Source organism: Zoogloea sp., assembly GCF_028689785.1.
Lineage (GTDB): Bacteria > Pseudomonadota > Gammaproteobacteria > Burkholderiales > Rhodocyclaceae > Zoogloea.
The window spans coordinates 90,458-114,962 of record NZ_JAQVCN010000008.1 but is presented as its reverse complement, the minus strand read 5'-3'; the positions used below and the strand labels follow the sequence as shown (position 1 = coordinate 114,962).

Here is a 24,505-nt window from a genome sequence, read left to right as displayed (position 1 = left end):
TCAATTTCGCGCACGGGGCCCAGTACACGATGGGCGCCTTGGTCGCCTGGCTGGCCCTGACCAAATTCGACAGCCACTACTGGGTGGCCCTGATCGCCGCGCCGCTGCTGGTGGGCTTGTTCGGTGTCCTCCTGGAGCGCACCATGCTGCGCAAGCTGTACAAGCTTGATCACCTCTACGGCCTCCTGCTCACCTTCGGCCTGGCCCTCATCATTGAAGGCGTGTTCCGCGACCAGTTCGGCATTTCTGGCGAATCCTACGAGGTGCCCGAGGCGCTCTCCGGTGGTATCCACCTGGGCTTCATGTTTCTGCCGATCTACCGCGCCTGGGTCATCGTCGCCTCCCTCACCGTGTGCTTCGGCACCTGGTACATGATCGAGAAGACCCGCCTCGGCGCCTACCTGCGCGCCGGCACCGAAAACTCCCAGATGGTCCAGGCCCTGGGCATCAACGTTCCCCTGCTGATCACCTTCACCTACGGCTATGGTGTAGCGCTGGCGGCCTTCGCCGGTGTGCTGGCGGCGCCGGTATTCCAGGTCAATCCGCTGATGGGCTCCAACCTGATCATCGTCGTCTTCGCAGTGGTGGTGATCGGCGGCATGGGCTCCATCCTGGGTTCCATCGTCACCGGCATCGGGCTGGGCCTGATCGAAGGCCTGACCAAGGTCTTCTACCCCGAGGCCTCCGCCGTCGTCGTCTTCGTCATCATGGTCATCGTCCTGCTGGTGCGGCCCGCCGGGCTGTTCGGCAAGGCCTGAAAGGACACCCCGTGAGCTCCGCCAAACAACCCTCCGCCCTGATCAAGACCGAGGTCTTGTATATCGGACTGTTCATCATCGGCCTGATCGCGCCCTTCGCGGTCTATCCGACCTTCCTGATGAAACTGTTCTGTTTCGCCCTGTTCGCCTGCGCCTTCAACCTGCTCCTTGGCTTTGCCGGCCTGCTGTCCTTCGGACACGCGGCCTTCCTGGGCACGGCAGGCTATGTGTGCGGCCTGATGGTGCGTGATCTGGGCGTGACGCCCGAGGTGGGTATCCTCGCCGGCACCGTAGCTGCGGGCGTGCTGGGCTGGATCTTCGGCCTGCTGGCCATCCGGCGCACCGGCATCTACTTCGCGATGATCACCCTGGCCCTGGCCCAGATGGTCTACTTCATCGTGTTGCAGGTGAAGGCCACCGGGGGAGAGGACGGACTGCAAGGTGTGCCCCGCGGCCATCTGTTCGGCCTGATCGACATGTCCGACAACATCGCCATGTATTACCTGGTGTATGCAGTGTTCAGCATCGGATTCTTCATCATCTACCGCACCATCCACTCACCCTTCGGCCAGATCCTCAAGGCCATCCGCGAAAACGAGCCCCGCGCCATCTCCCTGGGCTACGACGTCAGCAGGTTCAAGCTGATCGCCTTCGTCATCTCGGCCTCCCTTGCCGGGCTGGCCGGCGCCACCAAGACCCTGGTGTTCCAGCTCACCTCCCTGTCAGACGTGCATTGGCACATGTCGGGCGAGGTAGTCTTGATGACGCTGCTGGGTGGTCTGGGCACCATCCTCGGCCCCGCCGTCGGCTCCGCCACCATTGTTACCCTGCAGAACGAGTTGGCCGACAAGGTGGGCTCCTGGGTCACAGTGATCATGGGGCTGATCTTCGTCGCCTGCGTGCTGGCCTTCCGGCGCGGCATCGTTGGCGAGATTCAGGCACTCATCCACCGTGCAGGCATCCGCTAGCACGGCACACGCCGATGCACCCCGGGGGGGCGATGTTCAATGAAAAACGGACGGTACAAACCGCCCGTTTTTCATTGCCCTGACTTCACGTCAGATCCGGAAACGGGACACCGTCTGCTGCAGTTGACTGGCCAGGTTCTCCATGTCCTGAGCGGCCCGAGCGGTGGAGTCGACCGCCTCCGTGTTGTCCCGGGCCATCTCCGCAATGGTCTCGATGCTTCCGGCCACTGCGGCGCTAGCACTGCGTTGCTGCTCGGTGGCTTCGGCGATCTCATCGAGGCCACGCCCGACCTCGACGACCGACTCATTGGCCGACACGATCGCGCTCGACACTGACGCAACGGCCTCGCGGCTTGATGTCAGGTGGTCAAGCCCCCGGTGGATCGCCTGCCGGACTGCCACCGACTGCTTTGACAAACGTGAGGTGACGGTGTCGATCTCACCAGCAGAACGGGCCGATTTTTCAGCCAGTTTCCGCACCTCGTCGGCCACTACTGCAAAACCCCGCCCCTGCTCCCCGGCCCGTGCGGCTTCAATGGCGGCATTGAGGGCCAGCAAGTTGGTCTGCTCGGCAATGTCCCTGACCTCCTGGGTCATGGCGGTGATGGACGAGGTGGACTGAACAAACTCCTCGACCGACTCGGCCATCTGACGCACGGCGTCCTCCGCATGGCACACCTCGGCGACCAGGGACTCAAGGGTGCGCCCTCCCTCCTCGGCCCGGCGCAAACTCTCCTGAGAGCGCTGATGAACCCGTTCGGCGCTGGTCGCCACATTGGCAATATTGGTCGCCATGTGCTCAACGGACGCCGCCGCACTCATGGACTGATCATTCTGCCGCCGTGACCCGTCTGCCACCCGCCCGGCACTAGCCGCCAGCTGGTGGGCCGACCCTGTTACCCGGGAGGCGGATTCAGACACATGACGAACCAACTGCCCGATGGTCGCCAACATTTCATTGAAGGTCGCTGCCGTCTGGCCGATCTCGTCCTTCCCTGCCACCTTCAGACGACGGGTCAGATCCCCCTCTCCTTTAGCGATCTCCGCCAGGCTGCAGTTCATCTCGATGAGGGGACTGACGACAAACTTGCGGATGAAGAAGACCACGAACGCGATCAGGGGAAGCGACAGGGCAAGGGCGGTGAAAATGCTCTGCCACATGAAGGTACCGACCGCAGCATCGACCTTTTCGAGGGAGACCTTCATGCTGACCAGCCCCAGCGGCGTTCCTACCGGAACCTGATGGCAGCCGACACAGTTCTTACCCAGATAATTCTCCGAGGCCAGGGCAGGCTTGACGATCCTCAGGTACTCGCCATTCCTGGCATCACTCTCCACCCGGACCAGCTCCTTGCCACTGGCGATCACGGCCTGCTCGTCCGCGTCCAGCGCGGCTGATGGGCGATTGCCGGGGCCAAACTGCTTGCTGACGGCCTCGGCACGGATCACGACGAGATCCTTGATGACGGACAGCTGCTTGATCTGATCGAGAAAGACCTCCCGCTGCCCCACCGTCCCGGTGATCATCATGCCGGTCAAGCCCGCCATGGTCATCTCATGGATGGAATGGGCAAAATCCTCAGCCTGAGCGATGGCAGTCTGACGATTCACGCTGGTTTCCCAGGCAATCATGCTGCCCCACGCTACGACCAGCATCAGCCAGATGGCACCCGTCAGACGCAACCAGATGGGTGTGTCGGCAAGCTTGCGCATGTATGTGCTCCTCAAGACAGCCGGAGATCATCATGACCCGGTCTGAAATACCTGCGACAGGTCTACGGCAGGGACACGGTGCGCCTTAAGGCAGTAGCGAGGAGAAAGTCAGGAAACCGGCTTGGGTGCTGCGGGGCGCGCGTTGAGGCGCTGGGTAGCCCCATTCCAGTCCGCCCGAGCCAGCAGAGGCCAGGCCAGAAGGGCGCGATCGAGAGATGCGTCAATGAGCTCGGATTCCTCGCGCCGAGGCGGCTTGAGGACGAAGTTGACCACTTCATTGCGGTCGCCGGGGTGACCGATACCCACCCGCAGACGCCAGAAATCCTGGGTGCCCAGATGGGCGGTAATGTCCTTGAGGCCATTGTGCCCCCCCAGACCACCACCGAACTTGAGCCGCAGCTGCCCGGGGGGAATGTCGAGCTCATCATGGACGACGAGTATCTCGGCGGGCTCAATGCGATAGAAACGGGCCAGCGCAGCCACCGACTGACCAGATCGATTCATGAAGGTCTGCGGCATCAGCAGCCAAACACCATCCATACGGGCGTTGGCCGCCAGACCATGGAAGCGTGCTTCCTTGCCAAAGGAAGTACCCAGCTCACGGGCAAGGCGCTCACAAAACCAAAACCCGGCGTTATGCCGGGTTTCAGCGTATTCACTGCCGGGATTGCCGAGGCCAACGACAAGCTTCGGTGCAGGCTGGCTCATCGTTCGGAAGGCCTCGCAATCCTCAGGTGAATCAGGCAGCCGGGGTTTCCTCGGCAGCATCATCGCCACCGCGGACAGCCAGAATGGTCGCCACAACCGGGTCTTCACCGTGGGTCAGGGCCTTCACACCCTTCGGCAGGGTCAGGGCGGAAACGTGGATGGAGGAGCCCGTCTTCAGGTCCTTCAGGTCCACTTCAACAAACTCAGGCAGATCACCCGGCAGGCACTCGAGATCAAGTTCGGTCAGCGGGTGAGAAACCATGCCACCTTCGAGCTTGACGCCCGGAGCGATGTCGGCATTGATGAAGTGCAGGGGCACCTTCACGTGGATCTTGTGGGTGGCGTCAACGCGCTGGAAGTCCAGGTGCAGGACCTGCTGCTTGTACGGATGCCACTGGGTGTCCTTGAGGATCACGGACTGGTTGGCGCCATCCAGCACCATGGTCAGCACGGAGGCATGGAAGGCCTCGTTGCGCAGGGCATGGAAAATCTCGTTGTGGTCGACTTCGATTTGGGCGGGAGCGCCGGAACCGTAAACGACGGCGGGGACACTGCCAGCGCGACGCAGGCGGCGGCTCGCACTCGTGCCCTGCAGAACGCGCGTTTTGGCGTTGAATTGAATGGTCATCTTTACTACTCCAGTTTATGGGCCCGTCCGCGACCAGACGGGCTGAAAAAAGCCGGAGGGCTCGCACCCACCGGCTTGAAAAGAAATGTCTTACTCGTTGAAGAGGGAGCTGACGGACTCTTCGTTGCTGATGCGCAGGATGGTGTCGGCGAGAAGCTCGGCGATCGACACGAAACGGATGCGCTTGCAGGCCTTGGCCTCATCGGACAGCGGTATGGTGTCGGTCACCACCAGTTCGTCCAGATCGGATTCATTGATGCGGCTGATGGCAGGACCGGACAGCACCGCATGGGTACAGTAGGCCATCACACGCTTGGCGCCGTTTTCCTTGAGGGCCTGGGCCGCTTTGCACAGGGTACCGGCGGTGTCGACGATGTCGTCCATGATCACGCAGGTGCGCCCTTCGACTTCACCGATGATGTTCATCACCTCGGAGACGTTGGCCTTGGGACGACGCTTGTCGATGATGGCCAGGTCACACTCGAGACGCTTGGCAAAGGCACGGGCCCGGACCACGCCGCCGACGTCCGGCGACACGACCATCAGGTCTTCGTACTTCTGTTTCTCAAGATCATCCAGCAGCACGGGGGCCGCGTAGATGTTATCGACGGGGATATCGAAGAAACCCTGGATCTGGTCGGCGTGAAGATCGACGGTGAGGACGCGCTGCACACCCGCGGCCTGCAACATGTTGGCCACAACCTTGGCGGTGATGGGCACACGGGCCGAACGCGGACGACGATCCTGACGGGCGTAGCCAAAATAGGGAATCGCTGCAGTGATGCGACCAGCGGAAGCCCGCTTCAGCGCATCCACCATGATCAGCAATTCCATGATGTTATCGTTGGTGGGAACGCAGGTCGGCTGCAGGACGAAGACGTCCTTGCCGCGCACGTTCTCGAGAAGTTCGACATTGACTTCGCCGTCGGAGAAACGGCCAACAGTGGCCGAACCCAAAGATTTCCCAAGACGACGCACGACATCTGCGGCCAGTTTGGGATTGGCGTTGCCGGTGAAAACCATCAGGCTGCCCGAAGCCATGATCACCTCTCGTTACTGCGAAGTAGAACAGCTTAAAACAAAACGGGCAGGTTTTTGGCCTGCCCGCTGAATTTGGCTGGGGAAGAAGGATTCGAACCTTCGAATGCCGGAATCAAAATCCGGTGCCTTGACCAACTTGGCGACTCCCCAAAAAATCGTTTTCGCCACCTACACAAGCCAGCCTTGCAGCGGATGCCTGTCGAGCCCTGAGGCTACCCAGACTTTCCAGCCCTGCGGGGCTGCGGTGGATACCTGGCTTGCTTTCTCCTCCGAATCGAAGGGAGCAAAGATGCAGGCTCCTGAACCGCTCATTCTTGCTGCCCCGTACTGCGACAACCAGACCAGCGCTTCAGCCACTTCGGGAAACCGTTTGCAGACTGTGGCCTGCATGTCGTTCCGCGTTGTGTGTGTTGCGAAGGCGCGCATTATTATGGGTTCGGTGTTCCGCGTCAACTCTTCTGCAGAAAAAATTTCAGCGGTGGGTACGGCGACCTTCGGCGCCACCATCACATACCAGGCCGGCGCCACACTCAGGGCCTGGAGCGCTTCTCCAACGCCCTCAGCAAAAGCGGTCTGGCCAAAGACAAAGAAAGGCACATCGGCTCCGAGACGCAAACCGATCTCCTGGAGGCGTTTTCCTGGCAAGTTGCAGCCCCACATCCGGTTGAGGGCGATCAATACCGTAGCCGCATCCGAGCTCCCACCGCCCAGCCCGCCCCCCATGGGAATGCGCTTGCATACGCCGATATCCACCCCCTGCGTTGCGCCCGTAATCTCTTGCAGGGCCCGCGCCGCACGCACCACCAAGTCAGCATCAGGCGGAACCCCCGGCACATCGGTCGTGCGCAGGATGCGGCCATCGCTGCGCAGGGCGAGGTGGATCTCGTCTCCCCAGTCAAGCAGGCGGAAAGCGGTTTGCAGCAGATGGTAGCCATCCGGGCGGCGGCCGACGATGTGCAGAAAGAGGTTGATCTTGGCGGGCGCGGGCAAGCGCACGTCCGTGCCCGCCGGATCAAAGGGAATCAGGTGCATGTCAGGGGTTCCAGCTATCGACGATCAGACGCAGGCGAGTATCACCACGATGAACTTCAAGCTTTCTGGGAAGATCATCGGTCGCTTCTCCGGCGTACTCGATGTAATCAATGATCCAGCCACGGTCGATCACCTGGCGAGGACGCCCAAGGGCATCAAGTTCGCGCACCTCCGCCCCCTCCCTTACCCGAGCGGTAACCCAGAGGGGCAACTCGGCGAAAGGAGCACTGACGCCGAGCACACGCTCGGCAAGCTCGGCGGCAGTATCCGCCTCGACCCGGCGCCCGTCGGAGAGTGTCATGCGGGCCCTGCCGGCCCGGCTTTCGATGCTCGCCAACCCCTGACCCAGAGGCCCGGTAAACAGCCAGGCATCGCGTTCAACAGTATGCTGCCAATCCACACCCACCACGGCGCTGCGTTCGCCATCACGCACCTGCAGACGCCCTTCAAGTTGAAAACGGGCCATCTCTCCAAGGCTCCGCAAGGCAGCCCGGGACGGAACATCCGGGGTGGTGGCGCAGGCACTCAGGCCCAGCGCGCAAACCAAGGCCAGCGCTCTCAAGGCTTGAACTTCTTGATCACGTCCGCCAGCACCGGGTTGTCGGGATTCGCCTTGGCAGCATCCTTCCAGGTACGGGCAGCCTCATCGCGCCGCCCCATCATCCACAACACCTCTCCGAGGTGTGCGGCGATTTCGGGGTCGGCCCTCAATTCAAAGGCCCGCTGGAGCTGGACAAGGGCGCCATTCAGGTCGCCACGCCGGTACAGGGCCCACCCAAGGCTATCGAGGATGAAGGCATCATTGGGGGCTATCTCGAGGCCCTTGCGGATCAGGCCCTCGGCCTCATCGAGGCGCAGGTTGCGATCCACCAGGGAATAGCCCAGCGCGTTGTAGGCGTGGGCGTGATCGGGCTTGAGGGCAATCAGCTTGCGCAACCGCCCTTCCATCACCTCGGGGCGACCGATACGCTCGGCCATCAAGGCCGACTCGTAAAGTAGCTCGGAACTTTCCGGATCTCCCCGCAAGGCCTCGTCCAGGACGTTGAAAGCGTCTTCATTGCGTCCCGCATCACGGAGGATCTGAGCCTCCGCCAACACAAGTTGCTGGCGATCGGCCGTGGCAGCCCCTCTGGCAACCCCTTGCAGGTACTGCCTGGCTTCGGCCATCTGGCCACGGCTGACCATGACCTGAGCCACCCGCGCCTGGGCTGCGACATAGCGGCTACCCTGGGGAACGGACTTGTACCAGTTGATCGCCTCATCGTAACGTTTCGCCTCTTCCGCGATCTGTCCAAGATAGCTGCGGATGCTGTCTTCCTCGGCAAACCCCAGATCAAGCAGGCGGCGAAAATGAGCCTCTGCGCCGGCGCCGTCGCCCAACTGCATGGCGAGCAAGCCCGCCGCATGGATGGCATCCTTGTCGTCAGGCTGACGTGTGAGAATCTGCTCGAACTGCGCCCTGGCCGGCGCGAACTGCTTGCCTGCCACGAGGAACCGGGCCAGGGTAATGCGGGACTCGCGCGCCTCCGGATGCTCTTCCAGGTAGGCCTGCAACGTCCGGATTCCGGAGCCGGCTGAAGCCTCGTGCTCGAACTGGGCTTTGAGGATCACCGCCTGCTCCCAGTCGGGCCGCAGGCGCAGGGCGCCCTCCAGATCCTCGGCGGCCGCCGCCCCATCACCCGCCACGAACGCGGCATTGGCGCGGGCAAACCAGGCCTCTGGATGGGTGAGGTAGGGCTCGGTAAGCTCAGTCACGAGACGCCGAATCAACGGCTTGTCAGGAATGCGCGCCAGCCCCCGGTTGAGCCCCATCAGGGCCGGGCCGAGAGCATCCCCCTGACGCGCCAGCGCGTCGGCCAAATGGGTGCGCAAGTCGTCGATGCGGGCAGTGCTGGCCAGCGCCCCGGAGGTGAGCTGCTGGGCCTGGACCGAGCCGGGCTCGATGTCGAGCCAAAGCTTCGCGGCCTCGGCAGACAGATTTGAATCGCGGGAGAACAGCGCTATTTCGGCGGCACGCCGGGCAATCCGTCCATCCCGCGTACGGCGGGCCAAATCGAGGTAGGAGCGCGCTGCCATCCCAGTCTGCCCACGGGCCGCAGCCACTTCGGCGAGCATCATCTGGTGCAGAATCTGCGGTGTCAGCTCCTGGGCGGGATAGGCCGCAGCCTTCGCCGTCTCGTCTCCGGCCCCATCCTGCTGGGCGTAGGCAGCCCCGGCGAGCAGGCCGGCCGAGGCGAGCAGGGTGACCAGCAATCGGGCCGCTTGAACAAGGCGAAAGGTAGGCTTCATGGGAGTCTCTGGAAAGGCGCTCGGGTTCCGGTCGACCGCCGTCCCGAAAGGCGTGCAGTAGCGCGACATCGTCTTTGATCGCACAGCTACAATAGGGTTCGCCGGATGTTAGGCGGTTTCCCTAAGCCCAGCAAGCGAGCCCCTCTACCCCTTTCCCATGCCCGAACTGCCCGAAGTCGAAACCACCCGCCGGGGAATCGAGCCCGAACTAACCAGGCTCGGCAGCACAGGCGCGATCATTCGCAATGCCCGGCTACGCCACCCGATACCCGAAGATCTGGATACGCTCCTCCGTGGTCAGACCCTGCTGGCCGTGGAGCGCCGTGCCAAATACCTGCTTCTGCGCTTTCCCGTTGGCAGCCTGCTGGTACACCTGGGCATGTCGGGTAGCCTGCGCATCGTGCCCGCCGGAACACCGCCGGAAAAGCACGATCACCTCGACATCCTGTTCGGCGACAGAGCCCTGCGCCTCCGTGACCCTCGCCGCTTCGGGCTGGTGCTGTGGCAAGCTGGCGACTCACCCCACCCTCTCCTCGCCGGCCTCGGCATCGAGCCCCTCGACGAAAGCTTCGACGGCCCCTGGCTGCGTCAAGCCGCACGGGGCCGCAAGACACCGGCCAAGCTCTTCTTGATGGATGGCCACCAGATAGTTGGCGTTGGCAACATCTACGCATCCGAAAGCCTGTTCAGGGCCGGCATCGACCCCACCACGCCGATCGGCGAACTAGGCCCGAAACGCTGCGCCCGCCTGGTCCAGTGCATCCGCGAAACCCTGCAGGATGCGCTGGCCGCCGGTGGCAGCACGCTGCGGGATTTCGTCGGCAGCAACGGCTCACCGGGTTACTTCCAGCAGCAATATTTCGTCTACGGCCGCGACGGCGAACCCTGCCGGAAGTGCTCCACCCCCATCCGCAAACGCATCATGGGGCAACGAGCCAGCTTCTACTGCCCGCGCTGCCAGCACTGAAACGGTTTCGGTCGGTCCCAATCCCGTTTATGCTAACAATATTGATGATTATTGCCGGCATAGCGGCTCCCAGCCAGGAATCAAGCCCGTGAAAGATGCACACATGCTCGCTGAACACTTCTCCGCCTACACCCAGTGGCGGGGAGATGTGGCCTCCGGAATCGGGGAGTTGCGCAAGTGGCTGCAACTCAACGAGATCGGCGATGCCCAGTCCGATCTGCGCCTCCAGTACCTCCTCGACCGCCTGCGCGAGGACAAGCTGATCGTCGCCTTCGTGGCCGAGTTCTCCAGGGGCAAGTCAGAGCTCATCAACGCGGTCTTCTTTGCCGGCTACGGCAACCGCATCTTGCCTTCGAGCGCCGGGCGCACCACCATGTGCCCGACCGAGTTGCAGTGGAAAGAAGGCGACAAGCCCGAGATCCGCCTGCTGCCCATCGAAAGCCGCAAGACCAACGCCAGCATCACCGAACTCAAGCGCTACCCGGATGAATGGCAGGTCCGCCCCCTGGACACCAGCTCTGCCGAGAGCCTGCAACAGGCCCTGGCTCAGGTCGGCGAGACCCGCATGGCCAGCCAGGCTGAAGCCGAAGAGCTGGGCTTCCCCATCGATCTCAGCGGCGACCACGGCATCCGCCCCGACGCGGAGGGCAAGCTCGAGATCCCGCGCTGGCGCCACGCCATCATCCAGTTCCCCCACCCGCTGCTCGAACAGGGCCTGGTGATTCTTGACACCCCGGGCCTCAACGCCATCGGCGCGGAACCCGAGCTCACCCTCAACCTGCTGCCCAACGCTCACGCCGTGCTATTCATCCTGGCCGCCGACACCGGCGTCACCCAGAGCGATCTGGCCGTCTGGCGGGAGCACGTCAACGCAGGACGTCGCCAACGCGGCCGCATCGTCGCCCTCAACAAGATCGACGGACTGTGGGACGGACTGCGCAGCGAGGAAGACATCGAGCGGGAAATCACCAACCAGGTGGAAAGCGTCGCCAGCACCCTCGAAGTCTCGCCCTCCCAGGTCTACCCGGTGTCGGCCCAGAAGGGGCTGGTGGCCAAGGTCAACGACGACCCCGAGCTGCTTGATCGCAGCCGCATCCTCAGCCTCGAACGGGCCCTGTCCACCGAACTGCTCCCCACCAAGCGCGACATCGTCCGCGACAACACCCATGGCGACGTCAACGACATCGTCAGCCGCAGCCGCGAGCTCCTCAATGCCCGCCTGTCCGGCCTGCGCGAGCAGCTCCAGGAACTCACCGACCTTCGCGGCAAGAACCAGAACGTCATCGAATACATGATGCGCAAGGTGCGCTCCGAAAAGGACGAGTTCGAACAGGGTCTGCAAAAGTACTACGCCGTGCGCAGTGTGTTCTCGAACCTGTCCAACAACCTCTTCGGCCACCTGGGCCTCGATGCCCTGCGCGATGAAACCCGCCGCACCCGCGAAGCCATGCTTGACGCCGCCTTCTCCCGCGGCCTGCGGGACGCCATGAAGGGCTTTTTCCAGCACTTGCGTGGCAATCTCAGGAGATCCACCGACGAGATCGGCGAAATCTCGAAAATGCTCGATGCCATGTACAAGCGCTTCACCGTCGAACACGGCCTCAAGTTGGCTACCCCTACCGCCTTCTCAACCCTGCGCTACGAGAAGGAGATCGAGCGCCTGGAAGAAGCCTTCAACAACCAGTTCAACACGGTGCTGACCATCGTCACCACCGAGAAGCACACCCTCACCCAGAAGTTCTTTGAAACCGTGGCCGTCCAGGCCCGGCGCACCTTCGAAGTGGCCAACCGGGATGCTGAACAATGGCTGCGGGCCGTGATGGCACCATTGGAGACTCAGGTGCGCGAATATCAGCTCCAACTCAAGCGCCGCCTGGAAAGCGTGAAACGCATCCACCAGGCCACCGACACCCTCGAAGACCGGGTCCGGGAGCTGCAGCAGGCCGAAGACCTGCTGGTCCACCAGATGACCCAGCTTGACGCCCTGGCCGAACGCATCGAACTGGCCCTGGAAATGCCGACCAGTAGCGCAGACACGCCCTCGGCCCTCGCGGCCTGAAGCTAGCAGGCTCAGCAAGGGCAGGTAAACGGCAGAAAGGCCGGGCTTCCCTCAAGGGAATGCCCGGCCTTTCTGCCGTTTCTGGCGCGACCGGCGTGCCTACTTTTCAGCGGTCAGCTTGAGAAACTTCTCCATCAGATCGTCCTTGCTTTCCGGATGCTCAGGATTGAAGGGGATGCAGTCCACCGGGCAGACCTGCTGGCACTGGGGTTCGTCGAAGTGGCCGACACACTCGGTGCACTTGTCGGGGTCGATGATGTAGATCTCGTCACCCTGGGAGATGGCACCATTCGGGCATTCCGGCTCGCAGACGTCGCAGTTGATGCACTCGTCGGTAATCATCAAGGCCATTTTGCTTAATTCCTCGTTACTTACTACTGTTGTTGATCTTCAGGCACAGGCGCTCGTAAACACCTGGCTGCACAAATTTGCTCACGTTACCGCCAAGCCGGGCAATCTCCCTGACCATCGTGGCCGAGATGAACATGTACTCGTCGGCCGGGGTCAGGAACACTGTTTCCACATCCGGGTAGAGCTTGCGGTTCATGCCCGCCATCTGGAACTCATACTCGAAATCGGACACGGCCCGCAGCCCCCGCAGGATGACCCGCGCATTGTTCTGATGGAGAAAATCCATCAACAGGCAGGAAAAACCCTTCACCTCCACGTTCGGATAGGGCGCCAGCACCTCCCTGGCGATCTCGACCCGCTCCTCGGTAGTGAAGATCGGCCCCTTGCCGGCACTCGCCGCAACACCGACGATCACACCTTCGAAAAGGCGGGATGCCCGCCTCACCAAGTCTTCGTGCCCCTTGGTAAAAGGGTCGAATGTCCCTGGATACACCGCGATGCCATCCCTCATCCTGCAGGCCTCCCCTGTCGGCGCAATCTTGCGTCTGTCAGCTTGCAGCGGCAAAGAGGTGGTAATACACCTGCCCGGCCGTCCCCTGCTTGACTCGCGTCAATCGGTCGATATTTTCGATCTTGTATTCCGCTTCCACATAGACCACGCCCCCCTCTCCGAGAAGGTCGGGCAGAAACGGCGCCATCCGCTCGATCCAGCCGGCCCGATAGGGCGGGTCAAGAAAGACCACGTCAAAGCCTTGATCAGCGGAACGGGCGAATTTTAGCGCATCGCCCCGCACAATCCGTACACGCGCCGCCTGTAGGGTCTTTGCGTTGGCCTGGAGGGCCGTCCAGGCCAATGGGTCCTGCTCGATCATCGTGACCTGAGCAGCCCCACGGGAGGCCGCCTCGAAGCCCAGGGCACCACTCCCCGCAAACAGGTCGAGACAGGTCTTACCGTCGAGATCCTGCCCCAGCCAGTTGAACAAGGTTTCCCGCACCCGGTCGGGTGTCGGTCGCAGCCCCTTCACGGTACTGACATCGATCAGGCGGGAGCGCCATTCCCCTCCGATGATGCGGATGCGGCTCAACGGGTCCCTCCGCTTCGTGCCGCGGGCTTGTCGCCCTCCCCCCCCACCACCACGGTAACCAGACGCTCTGGCGACACATGGCGCCGGAAGGCCTCGCGAATCTGGGCAGCCGTCACCGCAGAGACCTTGGCCCGGTAGGTATACAGATAATCCAGCGGCAGGCCGTAGCTGCCGATCACCGCCACCTGCTCCAGCATCTTGCGATTGGAGTCGAGGCGCAGGGCGAAACCATTGATCAGGTTCTCCTTGGCGGCCTTCAGCTCGCTGTCGGTCGGCCCATCCTTGAGGAAAGTGCCCAGGGTTTCCGACACCACCTTGAGGGCATCTTCCGCCTGGCTGCCCTTGGTCTGCAGGCCGATCTGGAAAGGGCCGGCGCTGCGCTGCGGTGCGAAGTAGCTATACACACTGTAGGCATAACCACGCTTCTCCCGGACCTCGCGGGTCAGGCGGGAGACGAAGCCGCCCCCACCGAGGATGTAGTTGCCGACCACGAGGGGGAAGAAATCCGGATCACCGCGACGGATGCCAAGCTGGCCCACGGCGATGTGGGCCTGGGCCGACGGATGAGGCACGCGGAGGGTCTGGCCTGCTACAGGCCGCGCATCGGCCGGCACCGCGGGCACCTCGCCCACCGGCAGGGCCCCGGTGAGCCGGGTGGCAATGGCTTCCGCCTCGCTGCGCGAGACATCGCCGACAATGCTGACCACCGCAGCCGCAGCCGTGTAATGGCGCCGATGGAAGTCCACCAGATCTTCACGGGTGAGGGAGGTCATGGTCTCGACCGAGGGCAGGCGTCCGTAGGGATGGTCGGGGAAGACAGCTGCAGCGAAACGGCGTGACAGGATGGCATCCGGCTGAGTGTCGGACTCCTTCAGCCCCGCAATGCTGCGTGCCCTCTCCCGTTCCACGGCAGCAGCAGGAAAGGTCGGCTGCTGGATCAGCGTGGCCAGCAGCGCCACCGCCCCGTCCCGCTCGGCAGGACTGCTGAGGGTCCGCAGGGACACGGAAGCGCGATCCATGTCGGCCCCGCCCCCAATCTGCGCCCCCAGGTCGGCCACCCGGTTGGCGATGGCATCCTCATCCAGGCTGCCTGCGCCGGCATCAAGCAGACCACGGGTCAGGCCAGCGAGGCCGGCCTTGCCGGGCACCACCTCGGAACCGCCGGCGCGGAAATCCACCAGCACATCCACAATCGGCAGGGCGCGGCTCTCGACGAAGAACACTCGGGTTCCGTTGGCCGCCGTCCAGTTCTGGATGGTCATGCCGGCCTGGGTCGTGAGGGTCGCAAGGGTAAGCGCAAGGGCCACCCCCACACGTTTGCATTGGGAAATCATCAATCAACCTCGAATTCAGGAGCCATCAGTGGCGGTGGGGAGCGGCTGCCTTGGCGCGGGCCTGGGGATCCACCGGAAGGGGATCGAGTTGGGCGACGGTCAGGGTCTCGTCACGGAAATACTTGCGGGCCACTGTCTGCACCTCGGCCGCAGTCACGGCGCGGATGCGTTCCAGCATCAGCGCGTCGTCCTTCCACGAGTGGCCTACCATCTCGTCCATGCCGATCTCCATGGCCTGGCCCATCAGCGAGTCACGCTTGTACACCTGGCCGGCCACCGCCTGGGCCTTGACCCGGCGCAGCTCGTCCTCGGACACTCCCTCGCTCTGGATACGCACGATCTCGGCCTTCAGGGCTGCCTCCACGTCGGCGGGGGTTTGCCCCGCTGCCGGAGCACCGTCCAGATAGAACAGGGATTCGCCCCGAGCAGTGCCGTCATAGCCGGCCCCGGCCGTCACCGCAACCCTGCTCCCACGCACGATGTTCCGGGCGAGGCGGGCTCCGTCGTAGCCATCCAGCACCGCTGCCAGCACCTGCAGGGCGTAAAAATCACTGTCCGCCTTCGCGTCCCGCAGCGTGGGCACCCGCCACGCCAAAGCCACGTAGGGCAGTTCGGCCGGGGCCTTGACCACGGTACGACGGGGCCCTGTCTGTTCGGGTTCGATCAGCGGCTTGCGCACCGGCAGCGGCCGGGCCTTGACGCGCCCGTAGGTCGCGGCGGCTTCCTTGAAGACCGCCTTGTGATCCACGTCACCCACCACCACCAGGGTGGCATTGTTGGGCACGTACCAACGCTGATACCAGTCGCGGGCGTCTTGAGCCGTCATGTTGTCCAGGTCGCTCATCCAGCCAATGATCGGCCGGCGATAAGGGTGAGCCTGGAAGGCGGTGGCCATGAGCTGCTCGACAACCAGAGAGCGCGGCTTGTCGTCGGTGCGCAGGCGACGCTCCTCCTTCACCACCTCGATCTCCTTCTTGAAGGACTCGTCGGTAACCTGCAGGTGAGCCATGCGGTCGGCCTCCAGGGCCATCATCCGGCCCAGGGCCTCCTTGGGCACCTGCTGATAGTAGGCGGTGTAATCATGGCTGGTGAAAGCGTTGTCCCGCCCGCCCGCCGCCGCAACCTGCTTGTTGAACTCCCCCGGGCCCAGCTTCTTGGTGCCCTTGAACATCATGTGCTCAAGGAGATGGGCCACGCCCGAGGTGCCATCCACCTCGTCCATCGCCCCGACCCGATACCACACCATATGTACGACGGACGGCGCCCTGCGATCCTCCTTGACGATCAGCTTCATCCCGTTGGGAAGTGCCGTCTCGAAGGGGTTGGCCCACACCGGCCCGACGAGGGTGGCGGTGAGAGCAAGGGCAGTACTGGCGACCCGCAAACTGCGATTAATCATAGGCTCTTGAAGCATCTGGTAAAATTCGAAAACGGTGGCCGCTGGCCGGCGTGTGGCGCGGCATCATAGCGGCATTCCGGCAGCTCGGCCAACCGGGCAAAGCAGGGGCATTTTCCCCTGACCTCGTCCCGATCGACCCACTTTCAGACTCACCACTCCATGTTTGGTTTCCTCAAGAAAGCCCTGAAACCGGGCGACACGCCGGCTCCGGAGCCTGAAGCCCCAGAAGCCCCCCCGGCGGCGGCGGCCGCACCAGCCGCAACGGCCCCGACCCCTGTGGCCAGCACGCCTGAGCCCGAAAAAAAACGCTCCTGGATGGACCGCCTGCGTGCCGGCCTATCCCGCACCCGGGAGCAGATCGGTGGAGGCCTGGGCGGCCTGACCAACCTGTTCAGCCGTCGCAAGATCGACGAAGACCTTCTTGAAGAACTGGAAACGACCCTTCTGATGGCCGACTGCGGCGTCGAGGCCACCCAGCACCTCCTCAAGGAGCTCCGTCTGCGCTGGAAGCGCGACAAGCTGGAGACAGCCGACCAGCTCCAGGGCGCACTGTCCGAAGGCCTGCTGAACATCCTTGCCCCCCTTGAGAAGCCCCTTGAGATCAACGGCCACACGCCCTACATCATCATGATTGCGGGCATCAACGGTTCGGGCAAGACCACCTCCATCGGCAAGCTGGCCAAGCATTTCCAGAATCAGGGCAAGAGCGTGCTGCTGGCCGCCGGCGACACCTTCCGGGCCGCAGCTCGGGAGCAGCTGATGACCTGGGGCGAGCGCAATGGCGTTGCCGTCATCGCCCAGGAGTCCGGCGACCCGGCAGCGGTGGTGTTCGATGCCATCAACGCTGCGCGGGCCCGCAACATCGACATCGTGCTGGCCGACACCGCCGGCCGTCTGCCCACCCAGCTGCACCTGATGGAAGAAATCGCCAAGGTCCGCCGCGTCATCCAGAAGGCTGAACCGAGTGGCCCCCATGAGGTGCTGCTGGTGCTCGACGCCAACATCGGCCAGAACGCCATCCAACAGGTCAAGGCCTTCGACGCGGCCATCGGCGTCACCGGCCTGGTGCTCACCAAGCTCGACGGCACCGCCAAGGGTGGCGTGGTGGCGGCCATTGCCCGCCAGTGCCCGAAGCCCTTGCGCTTCATCGGCGTGGGCGAGCAGATCGACGATCTGCAGGTTTTCCGGGCGAGGGAATTTGTGGATGCCCTGTTTACTCCCGTGGGTCAGGAGCCTGGCAATCCACCTGCCGCCTGAGTCTGGAAGGCACAAAAAAGCCGCTGCGGGTAACCCCCAGCGGCTTTTTCATTTGCTGCTGCCAGATCAGGGGCTCAGGGCAGCAAACGGTCGAGATCAGCCACGATACGCTCGGCAGCCTTGCCGTCCCACAGGGCCGGGCGGCGGCCCTGTTTGCCCTGGCCGGCCAGCACCTTGGCAGCCTCTTCAAGGATACGCGAAGGAATGGTACCCACCAGCACGTTGCTGCCTTCATCAATGGTCACCGGGCGTTCGGTGTTCTCACGCAGGGTCAGGCAGGGAATCCCCAGGGCCGTGGTCTCTTCCTGCAGACCACCGCTGTCGGTCATGATGAGGGCCGCGTCCTTCCACAGATTGAGGAACTCCATGTAGGACTGGGGCTTGGTGAGCAGCACATTGGGGCCCAGGTCGAGGCCGAACTTTTCGAGGTTGCCCCGGGTACGCGGGTGAACCGGGAAGATCAGCGGCAGGTCGGCGGCGATCTGCTTGAGTGCCCCGGCGATGCCGCGCAGACTGGCTTCGTCATCCACGTTGGACGGGCGGTGCAGGGTGACCACGCCGTACTTGGGGTATTGGGCCTTGATGGCCTCGGTGGCCATGCCAGCCTTGTCGGAGGCGTCGAGTTTGTCACGCTGGAACAGCAGGTTGTCCACCATCACGTGGCCCACGTGGAAGACCACTTCCTGGGCCTTGCCTTCGCGCAGCAGGTTGTCCACGCCCGCCGGTTCGGTACAGAAGAACCAGTCGGAGATGCTGTCGGTGACCAGGCGGTTGATCTCTTCGGGCATGCGCATGTCGCCGCTACGCAGGCCGGCCTCCACGTGGGCCACCGGAATGTCGAGCTTCTTGGCGTCGATGGAGCAAGCCAGAGTGGAGTTCACGTCGCCCACCACCAGCACGCAGTCGGGGCGGGCCTTCTGGCAGATCTCCTCAAAGGCCACCATGATCTTGGCGGTCTGGGTGGCGTGGCTGCCGCCACCGGCTTCCAGGTGGTAGTCGGGCTTGGGAATGCCCAGCTCATCGAAGAAGACGTCGCTCATCTCCCGATCGTAGTGCTGGCCGGTGTGGATGATGCGGAAGTCGAAGCGATCGGGCCGCGCCTGCAGGGCTCGCACGATCGGCGCGATCTTCATGAAGTTGGGACGCGCGCCGGCAACGAGGTAGATAAGGGAACGGGACATGCAGGACTCCACGGGCGGGATGACAGGCGCGCATTATCGCGCGGGGCTTGCGGGGCCAACAAAGAAATAATTGTCAGAGGCGTATCGACAAGCGCCGCTCAGGCGAAGGTTTCACACTCTCCGAGCGGCTTGCCGGCGACATCCTTGGCCGACAACTGGGGCCCCGCGTCGAGGGGCCAGGCGACCCCCACCTCAGGGTCGTTCCAGGCCAGGCTGCGTTCGTGCTCGGGGGCGTAATAGTCGGTGGTCTTGTACAGAAAGTCAGCGCTGTCGGAGGTCACCAGGAAACCATGGGCGAAGCCTGGCGGAATCCAGAACTGCCGGTTGTTGTCTTCCGACAGCTCGACCCCGACCCACTGCCCGAAGGTGGGCGAACTACGGCGCAGATCCACCACCACGTCGAACACCGAGCCGCGCACCACTCGCACCAGCTTTCCCTGGGATTGCTGGATCTGGTAGTGCAGGCCGCGCAGCACGCCCTTGCCGGAGCGGGAATGGTTGTCCTGCACAAAGCTCACGTCCAGCCCGGTAGCCTCGTGGAAGACTCGGGCGTTGTAGCTCTCCATGAAAAAGCCTCGGGAGTCACCAAAGACCTTCGGTTCGAGGATCAAAGGGCCGGCAATCGCTGTTGGGATGGCTTTCATCAGAACACTTTATCGTCGAGGATGCGCAGAAGGTACTGACCATAGCCGTTTTTGGCCAGCGGTGCCGCCAGCGTCTGCAGATGTTCGGCGTTGATCCAGCCAGCTCGCCAGGCGATCTCCTCGGGGCAGGCGATCTTCAGGCCCTGGCGCTTCTCGATGGTCTGGATGAACAGACCGGCCTCAAGCAGGCTCTCATGGGTGCCGGTGTCGAGCCAAGCATGACCACGGCCCATCACCTGCACATCCAGCGCTCCCCATTCGAGGTACTGGCGATTGACGTCGGTGATTTCCAGTTCACCGCGCACCCCCGGCTTGAGATCACGGGCAATGTCCACCACCCGGTTGTCGTAGAAATACAGGCCGGTCACGGCATAGCGGCTCTTCGGAGCCTTGGGCTTTTCTTCCAGGCTGATGGCCCGGCCGGCTGCATCGAACTCGACCACACCGTAGCGCTCGGGGTCGTGCACCGGGTAGGCAAAGACGGTGGCGCCAGTGTCACTCCGACTCGCGGCCTGCAGCTGACGACCGAACTCGTGACCGTAGAAGAGGTTGTCGCCGAGCACCAGGGCGCTGGGACCACTGCCGACAAAGTCGGCACCGATCACAAAAGCCTGGGCCAGGCCGTCGGGGCTGGGCTGCACGGCGTACTGCAGGTTGAGGCCCCACTGGCTGCCGTCGCCCAGCAGCTGCTGGAAGCGCGGGGTGTCCTGGGGCGTGGAGATGATCAGGATGTCGCGAATGCCCGCCAGCATCAGGGTACTGAGGGGGTAGTAGATCATCGGTTTGTCGTAGACCGGGATGAGCTGCTTGGAGACGGCCAGGGTGGCCGGATGCAGCCGGGTGCCGGAGCCACCGGCGAGGATGATGCCTTTGCGTTGGGTCATGGGGAAGTCTGATTACAGGATTTCGGTGAGCATGCGGTCAACACCCTGCTGCCAGGAAGGCAGAGCAAGGCCGAAGGCCTGCTGGAGCTTGCGGGTGTCGAGCCGGGAGTTGGCCGGGCGCCGGGCGGGCGTGGGGAAGGCGCTGGTGGGGACCGGGAGGATGGCCTCCGCCGCAACCTTGATCGGCACACCCCGGGCCCGGGCAAATTCGATGACGTGGCGGGCGTAGGCGTGCCAGGTGGTTTCGCCACCGGCCACCAGGTGATAGGTGCCTGCCAGGGCCGGGCTGGCCAGGGTCATGCGCGCGGCGTGGGCGCTGACGTCGGCCAGCAGGTCGGCGCCGGTGGGGGCGCCGTGCTGGTCGTTGATGATGGTCAGGGTGTCGCGCTCGGCGGCGAGCTTGAGCATGGTCCGGGCGAAGTTACCGCCGCGGGCGGCATACACCCAGCTGGTGCGGAAGATGAGGTGGCGGCAGCCGCTGGCCCGGATCAGGTCTTCGCCTTCGAGCTTGGTGCGGCCGTACACCGAGAGGGGGGCGGTGGGGGCGTCCTCGGTGCGGGGGGCCTCACCGCTGCCATCAAAGACGTAGTCGGTGGAGTAATGCACCAGCAGCGCTCCGCAGGCGGCGGCTTCGCGGGCGAGCACGCCGGGGGCCAGGGCGTTGAGGGCGCGGGCGAAGTCGGGCTCACTCTCGGCCTTGTCCACGGCGGTGTGGGCGGCGGCATTGACGATGAGATCGGGGGCCACCGCACGCACGGTGGCGGCGAGGCTGTCGGGGCTGGCAAAGTCGCCGGACAGGCCGGGGGCGCCATCGTGATCGAGGGCCACCACTTCACCCAGGGGGGCGAGGCTGCGCTGCAGCTCCCAGCCCACCTGGCCGTTCTTGCCGAAGAGGAGAATTTTCATCGGAAGTGGCCTAGCGCGCGGCGTAGTTGGTTTCGACCCAGTCCCGGTAGGCGCCGCTCTGCACGTGGGCCACCCATTCCTGGTTGGCCAGATACCACTCGACGGTCTTGCGGATGCCGCTGTCGAAGGTCTCGGCCGGGCGCCAGCCCAGCTCGCGCTCGATCTTGCGGGCGTCGATGGCGTAGCGCCGGTCGTGGCCGGGGCGGTCGGTGACGTAGGTGATGAGACGACGGTAACTGCCGGCCGGATCAGGTTTGAGTTCGTCGAGCAGCGCACACAGGGTGTTCACGATGTCGATGTTCGGCTTCTCGTTCCAGCCGCCTACGTTATAGACCTCGCCCGGTGTGCCCCTGGCAAGGATGGACCGGATGGCCGAGCAGTGGTCGGTGACGAAGAGCCAGTCGCGGATCTGCATGCCGTCGCCGTACACCGGCAGGGGTTTGCCGGCCAGGGCGTTGGCGATCATCAGGGGGATGAGCTTTTCCGGGAAGTGATACGGGCCGTAGTTGTTGGAGCAATTGCTGGTGGTCACCGGCAGCCCATAAGTGTGATGCCAGGCTCGCACCAGGTGGTCGGAGGCGGCCTTGCTGGCGGAGTAGGGACTGTTGGGTTCGTAGGTCTTGGTTTCGGTGAAAGCCGGATCATTCGGACCCAGGGAACCATAAACCTCATCGGTGCTTACATGATGGAAACGGAAGTTCGCCCTGGCCTCGCCCTCCAGGCTCATCCAGTGGCCACGGGCCGCCTCAAGCAGGGTGAAGGTGCCATTTACGTTGGTGCGGACGAAATCACCAGGGCCATGGATGCTGCGATCCACATGGCTCTCGGCAGCAAAATGGACGATGGCACGGGGGCAGTGCTCGGCAAACAGGCGGTCCACCAGCTCGCGGTCGCAGATGTCGCCCTGTACAAAGATATGGCGCGGATCGCCCTTCAGGGAAGCCAGGTTTTCCAGGTTGCCCGCGTAGGTCAGAGCATCCAGGTTCACCACCGGCTCGTCGCTTGTGCGCAGCCAGTCGAGAACGAAATTTGCGCCGATAAAGCCAGCACCGCCGGTTACGAGAATCATGGTGGGTCCTCAGGGTTTCACGGAAGGGCGCTGCCTGCAGGCCGCGCTGGAGGCCGCCCAGCCTATGCCGCAACGCCTCCGTAAAGCCTTTCGATTATGACATCCCTGGAAACTGAAGTCTGCGCACTCCACCACTACAAGACACAAGGATCAACCTCCCGGCAGTGCTGCCGTTAAGCCGGAAACAGGCTCCGCCCGCATCGGGGGAAACCCCTCACGGAGCCCGGGGCCAAAGGGAGACGCTTCGACCATGCAGGGACTTGCCAGATGGCTCATACGCACGCTGACGCCAGCCGTCGCCGTGCCGACCCTGATCGCGCTGGTGTTCTCGAGTCTGATCGGAGCGGTCGTGGTGGACCGGCTGGAGCATGCCCACCAGCAGGCCGCGCAGGACGCCTTTGCCCGGGAAACCGGGGAGGTGACACTGCGCATCGAGGAGCGGCTGAAAGCCTATCGGCAAGTCCTGATCAGCGCCCGCGCCCTGTTTCTGGCCTCGCGGGAGGTGACCCGGAGCGAATGGCAGAGCTACGTGGAGGCCCTGCATCTACCGGAAAACTACCCGGGAATCCAGGGCGTCGGCTTTGCTGTGCATGTCAGCCCCGATCAGCTGGCCCGCCACGAGGAGAGGATTCGCGCCGAAGGCTTTCCGGACTATCGGGTCAGCCCCCCGGGGCCCCGCCGCGAATACGGTGCAATCATCTATCTGGAACCCTTTGACTGGCGCAACCAGCGGGCCTTCGGCTACGACATGCTGTCCGAGCCGGTGCGCCGGGAGGCTATGACCCGCGCCCTGCAACTGGGCGTGCCGGCCCTGTCGGGCAAGGTCCGGCTGGTCCAGGAGACCACCATCGACCCGCAGCCCGGCGTGCTCCTCTACGTGCCCGTGTTCCGCCGGAGCGCCGACCTGGGGACCCCAGCCCAGCGCGAGCGTGCCTTTCTCGGTTGGGTCTACAGCCCCTTCCGCATGAACGACCTGATCGCCGGCACCCTGGGCAATGCCGGGCCGCGCATCCGGCTGCGCATCTACGACGGCCACGACACGAAACCCGAAACCCTGCTCTTCGACAGCCACCCGGGCATGGACGGCACCACTGAGCTCAGCGACCGGAATCTGCTGGAACTGGACAGCCGGGTATGGACCCTGATGTTTGATGCCCCTCCGCACTTGGCCCCCAGCCACACTACCGGAAATCGGCTGGAAACCGGCGCCATCGTGCTGATCTGCGGCCTGCTCGTCCTGCTCACGTTCTCCCTCGCCAGTGCCCACTCCCGGGCCCGCGAGCTCGACCGTATCAGCAGCTCTCTGCGCAGCAGCGAGGCCCGCTACAGCACTCTGGTCAATCAGTCTCGGGACGGCATTGCTGCCCTCGATGCCGACCTCCACTTCTCATTTCTGAACCCACGCCTGCAACGCCTTCTCGGCCACCCGGAAGGCAGCCTGAACGGAACGCCCTTCACCGCCCTGTGGCCCCCAGGCGATCCTGCCCACCGCAGCCGATTCCTCGCCCGACTGCTGCGCGGCGAACCCGCCACGTACGAGCAGACCTTGCTCACCGCCGACGGCAGCTACTTGACGGCCATCGTCACCGACGCCCCCCACCTGGACAAGGACGGCCGCCTGCAAAGTGTGATCCTGAGCGTCACCGACATCTCCGAGCGGAAGGCCTCGGAGGAACGCATCCACTACCTGGCCACCCACGACTCCCTCACCGGCCTGGCCAACCGCGCCAGCTTCCTTGACCAGATGAACAGCAGCCTGCTGATGGCACGCCGGCAGCACAGCCGCTTTGCCCTGCTCTACCTGGATCTGGACCATTTCAAGGAGGTGAACGACAGCCTCGGCCATGCGGCCGGCGACGCCCTGCTCATCGAGACCGCCAAACGCATGCGCCACTGCCTGCGCGCCACCGACCTGCTCGCCCGCCAGGGCGGCGACGAGTTCACTGCGCTGCTCCATGACATGGGCGGCATGAACGAAGCCCTCGCCGTGGCCGAGAAGATCCGCCGCGCCATCAACGCCCCGTTCATCCTCGACGGCCGGGAGACCCGAGTTTCGGTCAGCATCGGCATCGCTCTCTACCCAGATCACGGCACCGATCTGGCCAGCCTCACCCGCCGTGCCGATGCAGCCATGTACCGCACCAAATCCATTGGTCGCAACGGTGCAAGCGGCGCCATCACACGGCGCAATCCGCCGTGACGGTGCAAAGCCAGGAAGTCCGCCCCTTGACC

23 protein-coding genes and 1 tRNA gene are annotated in these 24,505 nt (G+C 63.8%); 6 read left to right on the top strand and 18 right to left on the bottom strand.

The window, feature by feature from the left end; genetic code table 11:
* Positions 1–758 (top strand): branched-chain amino acid ABC transporter permease (locus tag PHI64_RS06365; protein ID WP_299880320.1); only part of this gene is annotated, 758 nt, incomplete at its 5' end.
* A gap of 11 nt (positions 759–769) precedes the next feature.
* Positions 770–1,726 carry a branched-chain amino acid ABC transporter permease gene (locus tag PHI64_RS06360; RefSeq protein ID WP_299880317.1) on the top strand — a complete coding sequence of 319 codons (957 nt, stop codon included), beginning with the start codon at positions 770–772 and terminating at the stop codon, positions 1,724–1,726.
* Between the two features lie 90 nt (positions 1,727–1,816).
* Here the strand turns inward: PHI64_RS06360 and PHI64_RS06355 are convergent, their stop codons facing one another.
* The 8 genes from PHI64_RS06355 to PHI64_RS06320 form a co-directional block, all read right to left on the bottom strand.
* Positions 1,817–3,439, bottom strand: coding sequence for a methyl-accepting chemotaxis protein (locus PHI64_RS06355; protein WP_299880314.1), 1,623 nt, complete (start codon positions 3,437–3,439; stop codon positions 1,817–1,819).
* Positions 3,440–3,547: 108 nt separating this feature from the next.
* On the bottom strand, positions 3,548–4,147 hold the full coding sequence (pth, locus tag PHI64_RS06350; RefSeq protein WP_299880311.1) for an aminoacyl-tRNA hydrolase: 600 nt from the start codon (positions 4,145–4,147) through the stop codon (positions 3,548–3,550).
* A gap of 31 nt (positions 4,148–4,178) precedes the next feature.
* Entirely contained in the window at positions 4,179–4,775 is a 597-nt protein-coding gene (locus tag PHI64_RS06345; RefSeq protein WP_299880309.1) for a 50S ribosomal protein L25/general stress protein Ctc, read from the bottom strand.
* Positions 4,776–4,865: 90 nt separating this feature from the next.
* Positions 4,866–5,816: a ribose-phosphate pyrophosphokinase gene (locus PHI64_RS06340; RefSeq protein ID WP_296408708.1), complete on the bottom strand. Its 951-nt coding sequence runs from the start codon at positions 5,814–5,816 to the stop codon at positions 4,866–4,868.
* Between the two features lie 73 nt (positions 5,817–5,889).
* Positions 5,890–5,966, bottom strand: a tRNA-Gln gene (locus tag PHI64_RS06335).
* Positions 5,967–5,984: 18 nt separating this feature from the next.
* Positions 5,985–6,848 carry a 4-(cytidine 5'-diphospho)-2-C-methyl-D-erythritol kinase gene (gene ispE, locus PHI64_RS06330; RefSeq protein WP_299880306.1) on the bottom strand — a complete coding sequence of 288 codons (864 nt, stop codon included), beginning with the start codon at positions 6,846–6,848 and terminating at the stop codon, positions 5,985–5,987.
* A 1-nt stretch (position 6,849) separates the two neighbouring features.
* The gene (gene lolB / locus PHI64_RS06325; protein ID WP_299880334.1) at positions 6,850–7,332 is read right to left on the bottom strand and encodes a lipoprotein insertase outer membrane protein LolB; all 483 of its coding nucleotides are present in this window, start codon (positions 7,330–7,332) and stop codon (positions 6,850–6,852) included.
* A 74-nt stretch (positions 7,333–7,406) separates the two neighbouring features.
* Positions 7,407–9,137, bottom strand: a complete 1,731-nt coding sequence (locus PHI64_RS06320; protein ID WP_299880303.1) for a tetratricopeptide repeat protein — start codon at positions 9,135–9,137, stop codon at positions 7,407–7,409.
* A gap of 157 nt (positions 9,138–9,294) precedes the next feature.
* Here PHI64_RS06320 and mutM point away from each other — a divergent pair, with 157 nt between their 5' ends.
* On the top strand, positions 9,295–10,104 hold the full coding sequence (gene mutM, locus PHI64_RS06315) for a bifunctional DNA-formamidopyrimidine glycosylase/DNA-(apurinic or apyrimidinic site) lyase (RefSeq protein WP_299880300.1): 810 nt from the start codon (positions 9,295–9,297) through the stop codon (positions 10,102–10,104).
* Positions 10,105–10,207: 103 nt separating this feature from the next.
* Positions 10,208–12,163, top strand: a complete 1,956-nt coding sequence (locus PHI64_RS06310; protein WP_299880331.1) for a dynamin family protein — start codon at positions 10,208–10,210, stop codon at positions 12,161–12,163.
* A gap of 99 nt (positions 12,164–12,262) precedes the next feature.
* Here the strand turns inward: PHI64_RS06310 and PHI64_RS06305 are convergent, their stop codons facing one another.
* Genes PHI64_RS06305 through PHI64_RS06285 form a run of 5 tightly spaced genes read right to left on the bottom strand, consistent with a single transcriptional unit; the run spans position 12,263 to position 16,332 of the window.
* Positions 12,263–12,514, bottom strand: a complete 252-nt coding sequence (locus PHI64_RS06305; RefSeq protein ID WP_299880296.1) for a YfhL family 4Fe-4S dicluster ferredoxin — start codon at positions 12,512–12,514, stop codon at positions 12,263–12,265.
* A gap of 16 nt (positions 12,515–12,530) precedes the next feature.
* A complete protein-coding gene (coaD, locus tag PHI64_RS06300; RefSeq protein ID WP_296570997.1) occupies positions 12,531–13,025 on the bottom strand; it encodes a pantetheine-phosphate adenylyltransferase in 495 nt (164 codons plus the stop codon).
* 37 nt (positions 13,026–13,062) lie between these two features.
* The gene (gene rsmD, locus PHI64_RS06295; RefSeq protein ID WP_299880292.1) at positions 13,063–13,599 is read right to left on the bottom strand and encodes a 16S rRNA (guanine(966)-N(2))-methyltransferase RsmD; all 537 of its coding nucleotides are present in this window, start codon (positions 13,597–13,599) and stop codon (positions 13,063–13,065) included.
* A complete protein-coding gene (locus PHI64_RS06290) occupies positions 13,596–14,933 on the bottom strand; it encodes a pitrilysin family protein (RefSeq protein ID WP_299880289.1) in 1,338 nt (445 codons plus the stop codon). Before PHI64_RS06290 ends, rsmD begins: the two co-directional genes overlap by 4 nt.
* Before the next feature lie 25 nt (positions 14,934–14,958).
* The gene (locus PHI64_RS06285; RefSeq protein ID WP_299880286.1) at positions 14,959–16,332 is read right to left on the bottom strand and encodes a pitrilysin family protein; all 1,374 of its coding nucleotides are present in this window, start codon (positions 16,330–16,332) and stop codon (positions 14,959–14,961) included.
* 159 nt (positions 16,333–16,491) lie between these two features.
* Here PHI64_RS06285 and ftsY point away from each other — a divergent pair, with 159 nt between their 5' ends.
* Positions 16,492–17,589 carry a signal recognition particle-docking protein FtsY gene (ftsY, locus tag PHI64_RS06280; RefSeq protein WP_299880283.1) on the top strand — a complete coding sequence of 366 codons (1,098 nt, stop codon included), beginning with the start codon at positions 16,492–16,494 and terminating at the stop codon, positions 17,587–17,589.
* Positions 17,590–17,663: 74 nt separating this feature from the next.
* Here ftsY and wecB read toward each other — a convergent pair whose 3' ends face one another.
* The 5 genes from wecB to rfbB form a co-directional block, all read right to left on the bottom strand.
* Positions 17,664–18,770, bottom strand: coding sequence for a non-hydrolyzing UDP-N-acetylglucosamine 2-epimerase (gene wecB / locus PHI64_RS06275; protein ID WP_299880280.1), 1,107 nt, complete (start codon positions 18,768–18,770; stop codon positions 17,664–17,666).
* A 98-nt stretch (positions 18,771–18,868) separates the two neighbouring features.
* Positions 18,869–19,414, bottom strand: coding sequence for a dTDP-4-dehydrorhamnose 3,5-epimerase (rfbC, locus tag PHI64_RS06270; protein WP_299880278.1), 546 nt, complete (start codon positions 19,412–19,414; stop codon positions 18,869–18,871).
* Positions 19,414–20,298, bottom strand: a complete 885-nt coding sequence (rfbA, locus tag PHI64_RS06265; RefSeq protein WP_299880275.1) for a glucose-1-phosphate thymidylyltransferase RfbA — start codon at positions 20,296–20,298, stop codon at positions 19,414–19,416. The genes rfbC and rfbA overlap by 1 nt, the downstream gene beginning before the upstream one ends.
* 12 nt (positions 20,299–20,310) lie before the next feature.
* Positions 20,311–21,204 (bottom strand): dTDP-4-dehydrorhamnose reductase, encoded by an 894-nt coding sequence (rfbD, locus tag PHI64_RS06260; protein ID WP_299880272.1) that lies wholly within the window; start codon positions 21,202–21,204, stop codon positions 20,311–20,313.
* A gap of 10 nt (positions 21,205–21,214) precedes the next feature.
* Entirely contained in the window at positions 21,215–22,273 is a 1,059-nt protein-coding gene (rfbB, locus tag PHI64_RS06255) for a dTDP-glucose 4,6-dehydratase (protein WP_299880269.1), read from the bottom strand.
* 250 nt (positions 22,274–22,523) lie between these two features.
* Between rfbB and PHI64_RS06250 the strand changes: the two genes are divergently transcribed.
* Positions 22,524–24,473: a CHASE domain-containing protein gene (locus tag PHI64_RS06250; RefSeq protein ID WP_299880266.1), complete on the top strand. Its 1,950-nt coding sequence runs from the start codon at positions 22,524–22,526 to the stop codon at positions 24,471–24,473.
* Positions 24,474–24,505 lie beyond the last annotated feature (32 nt).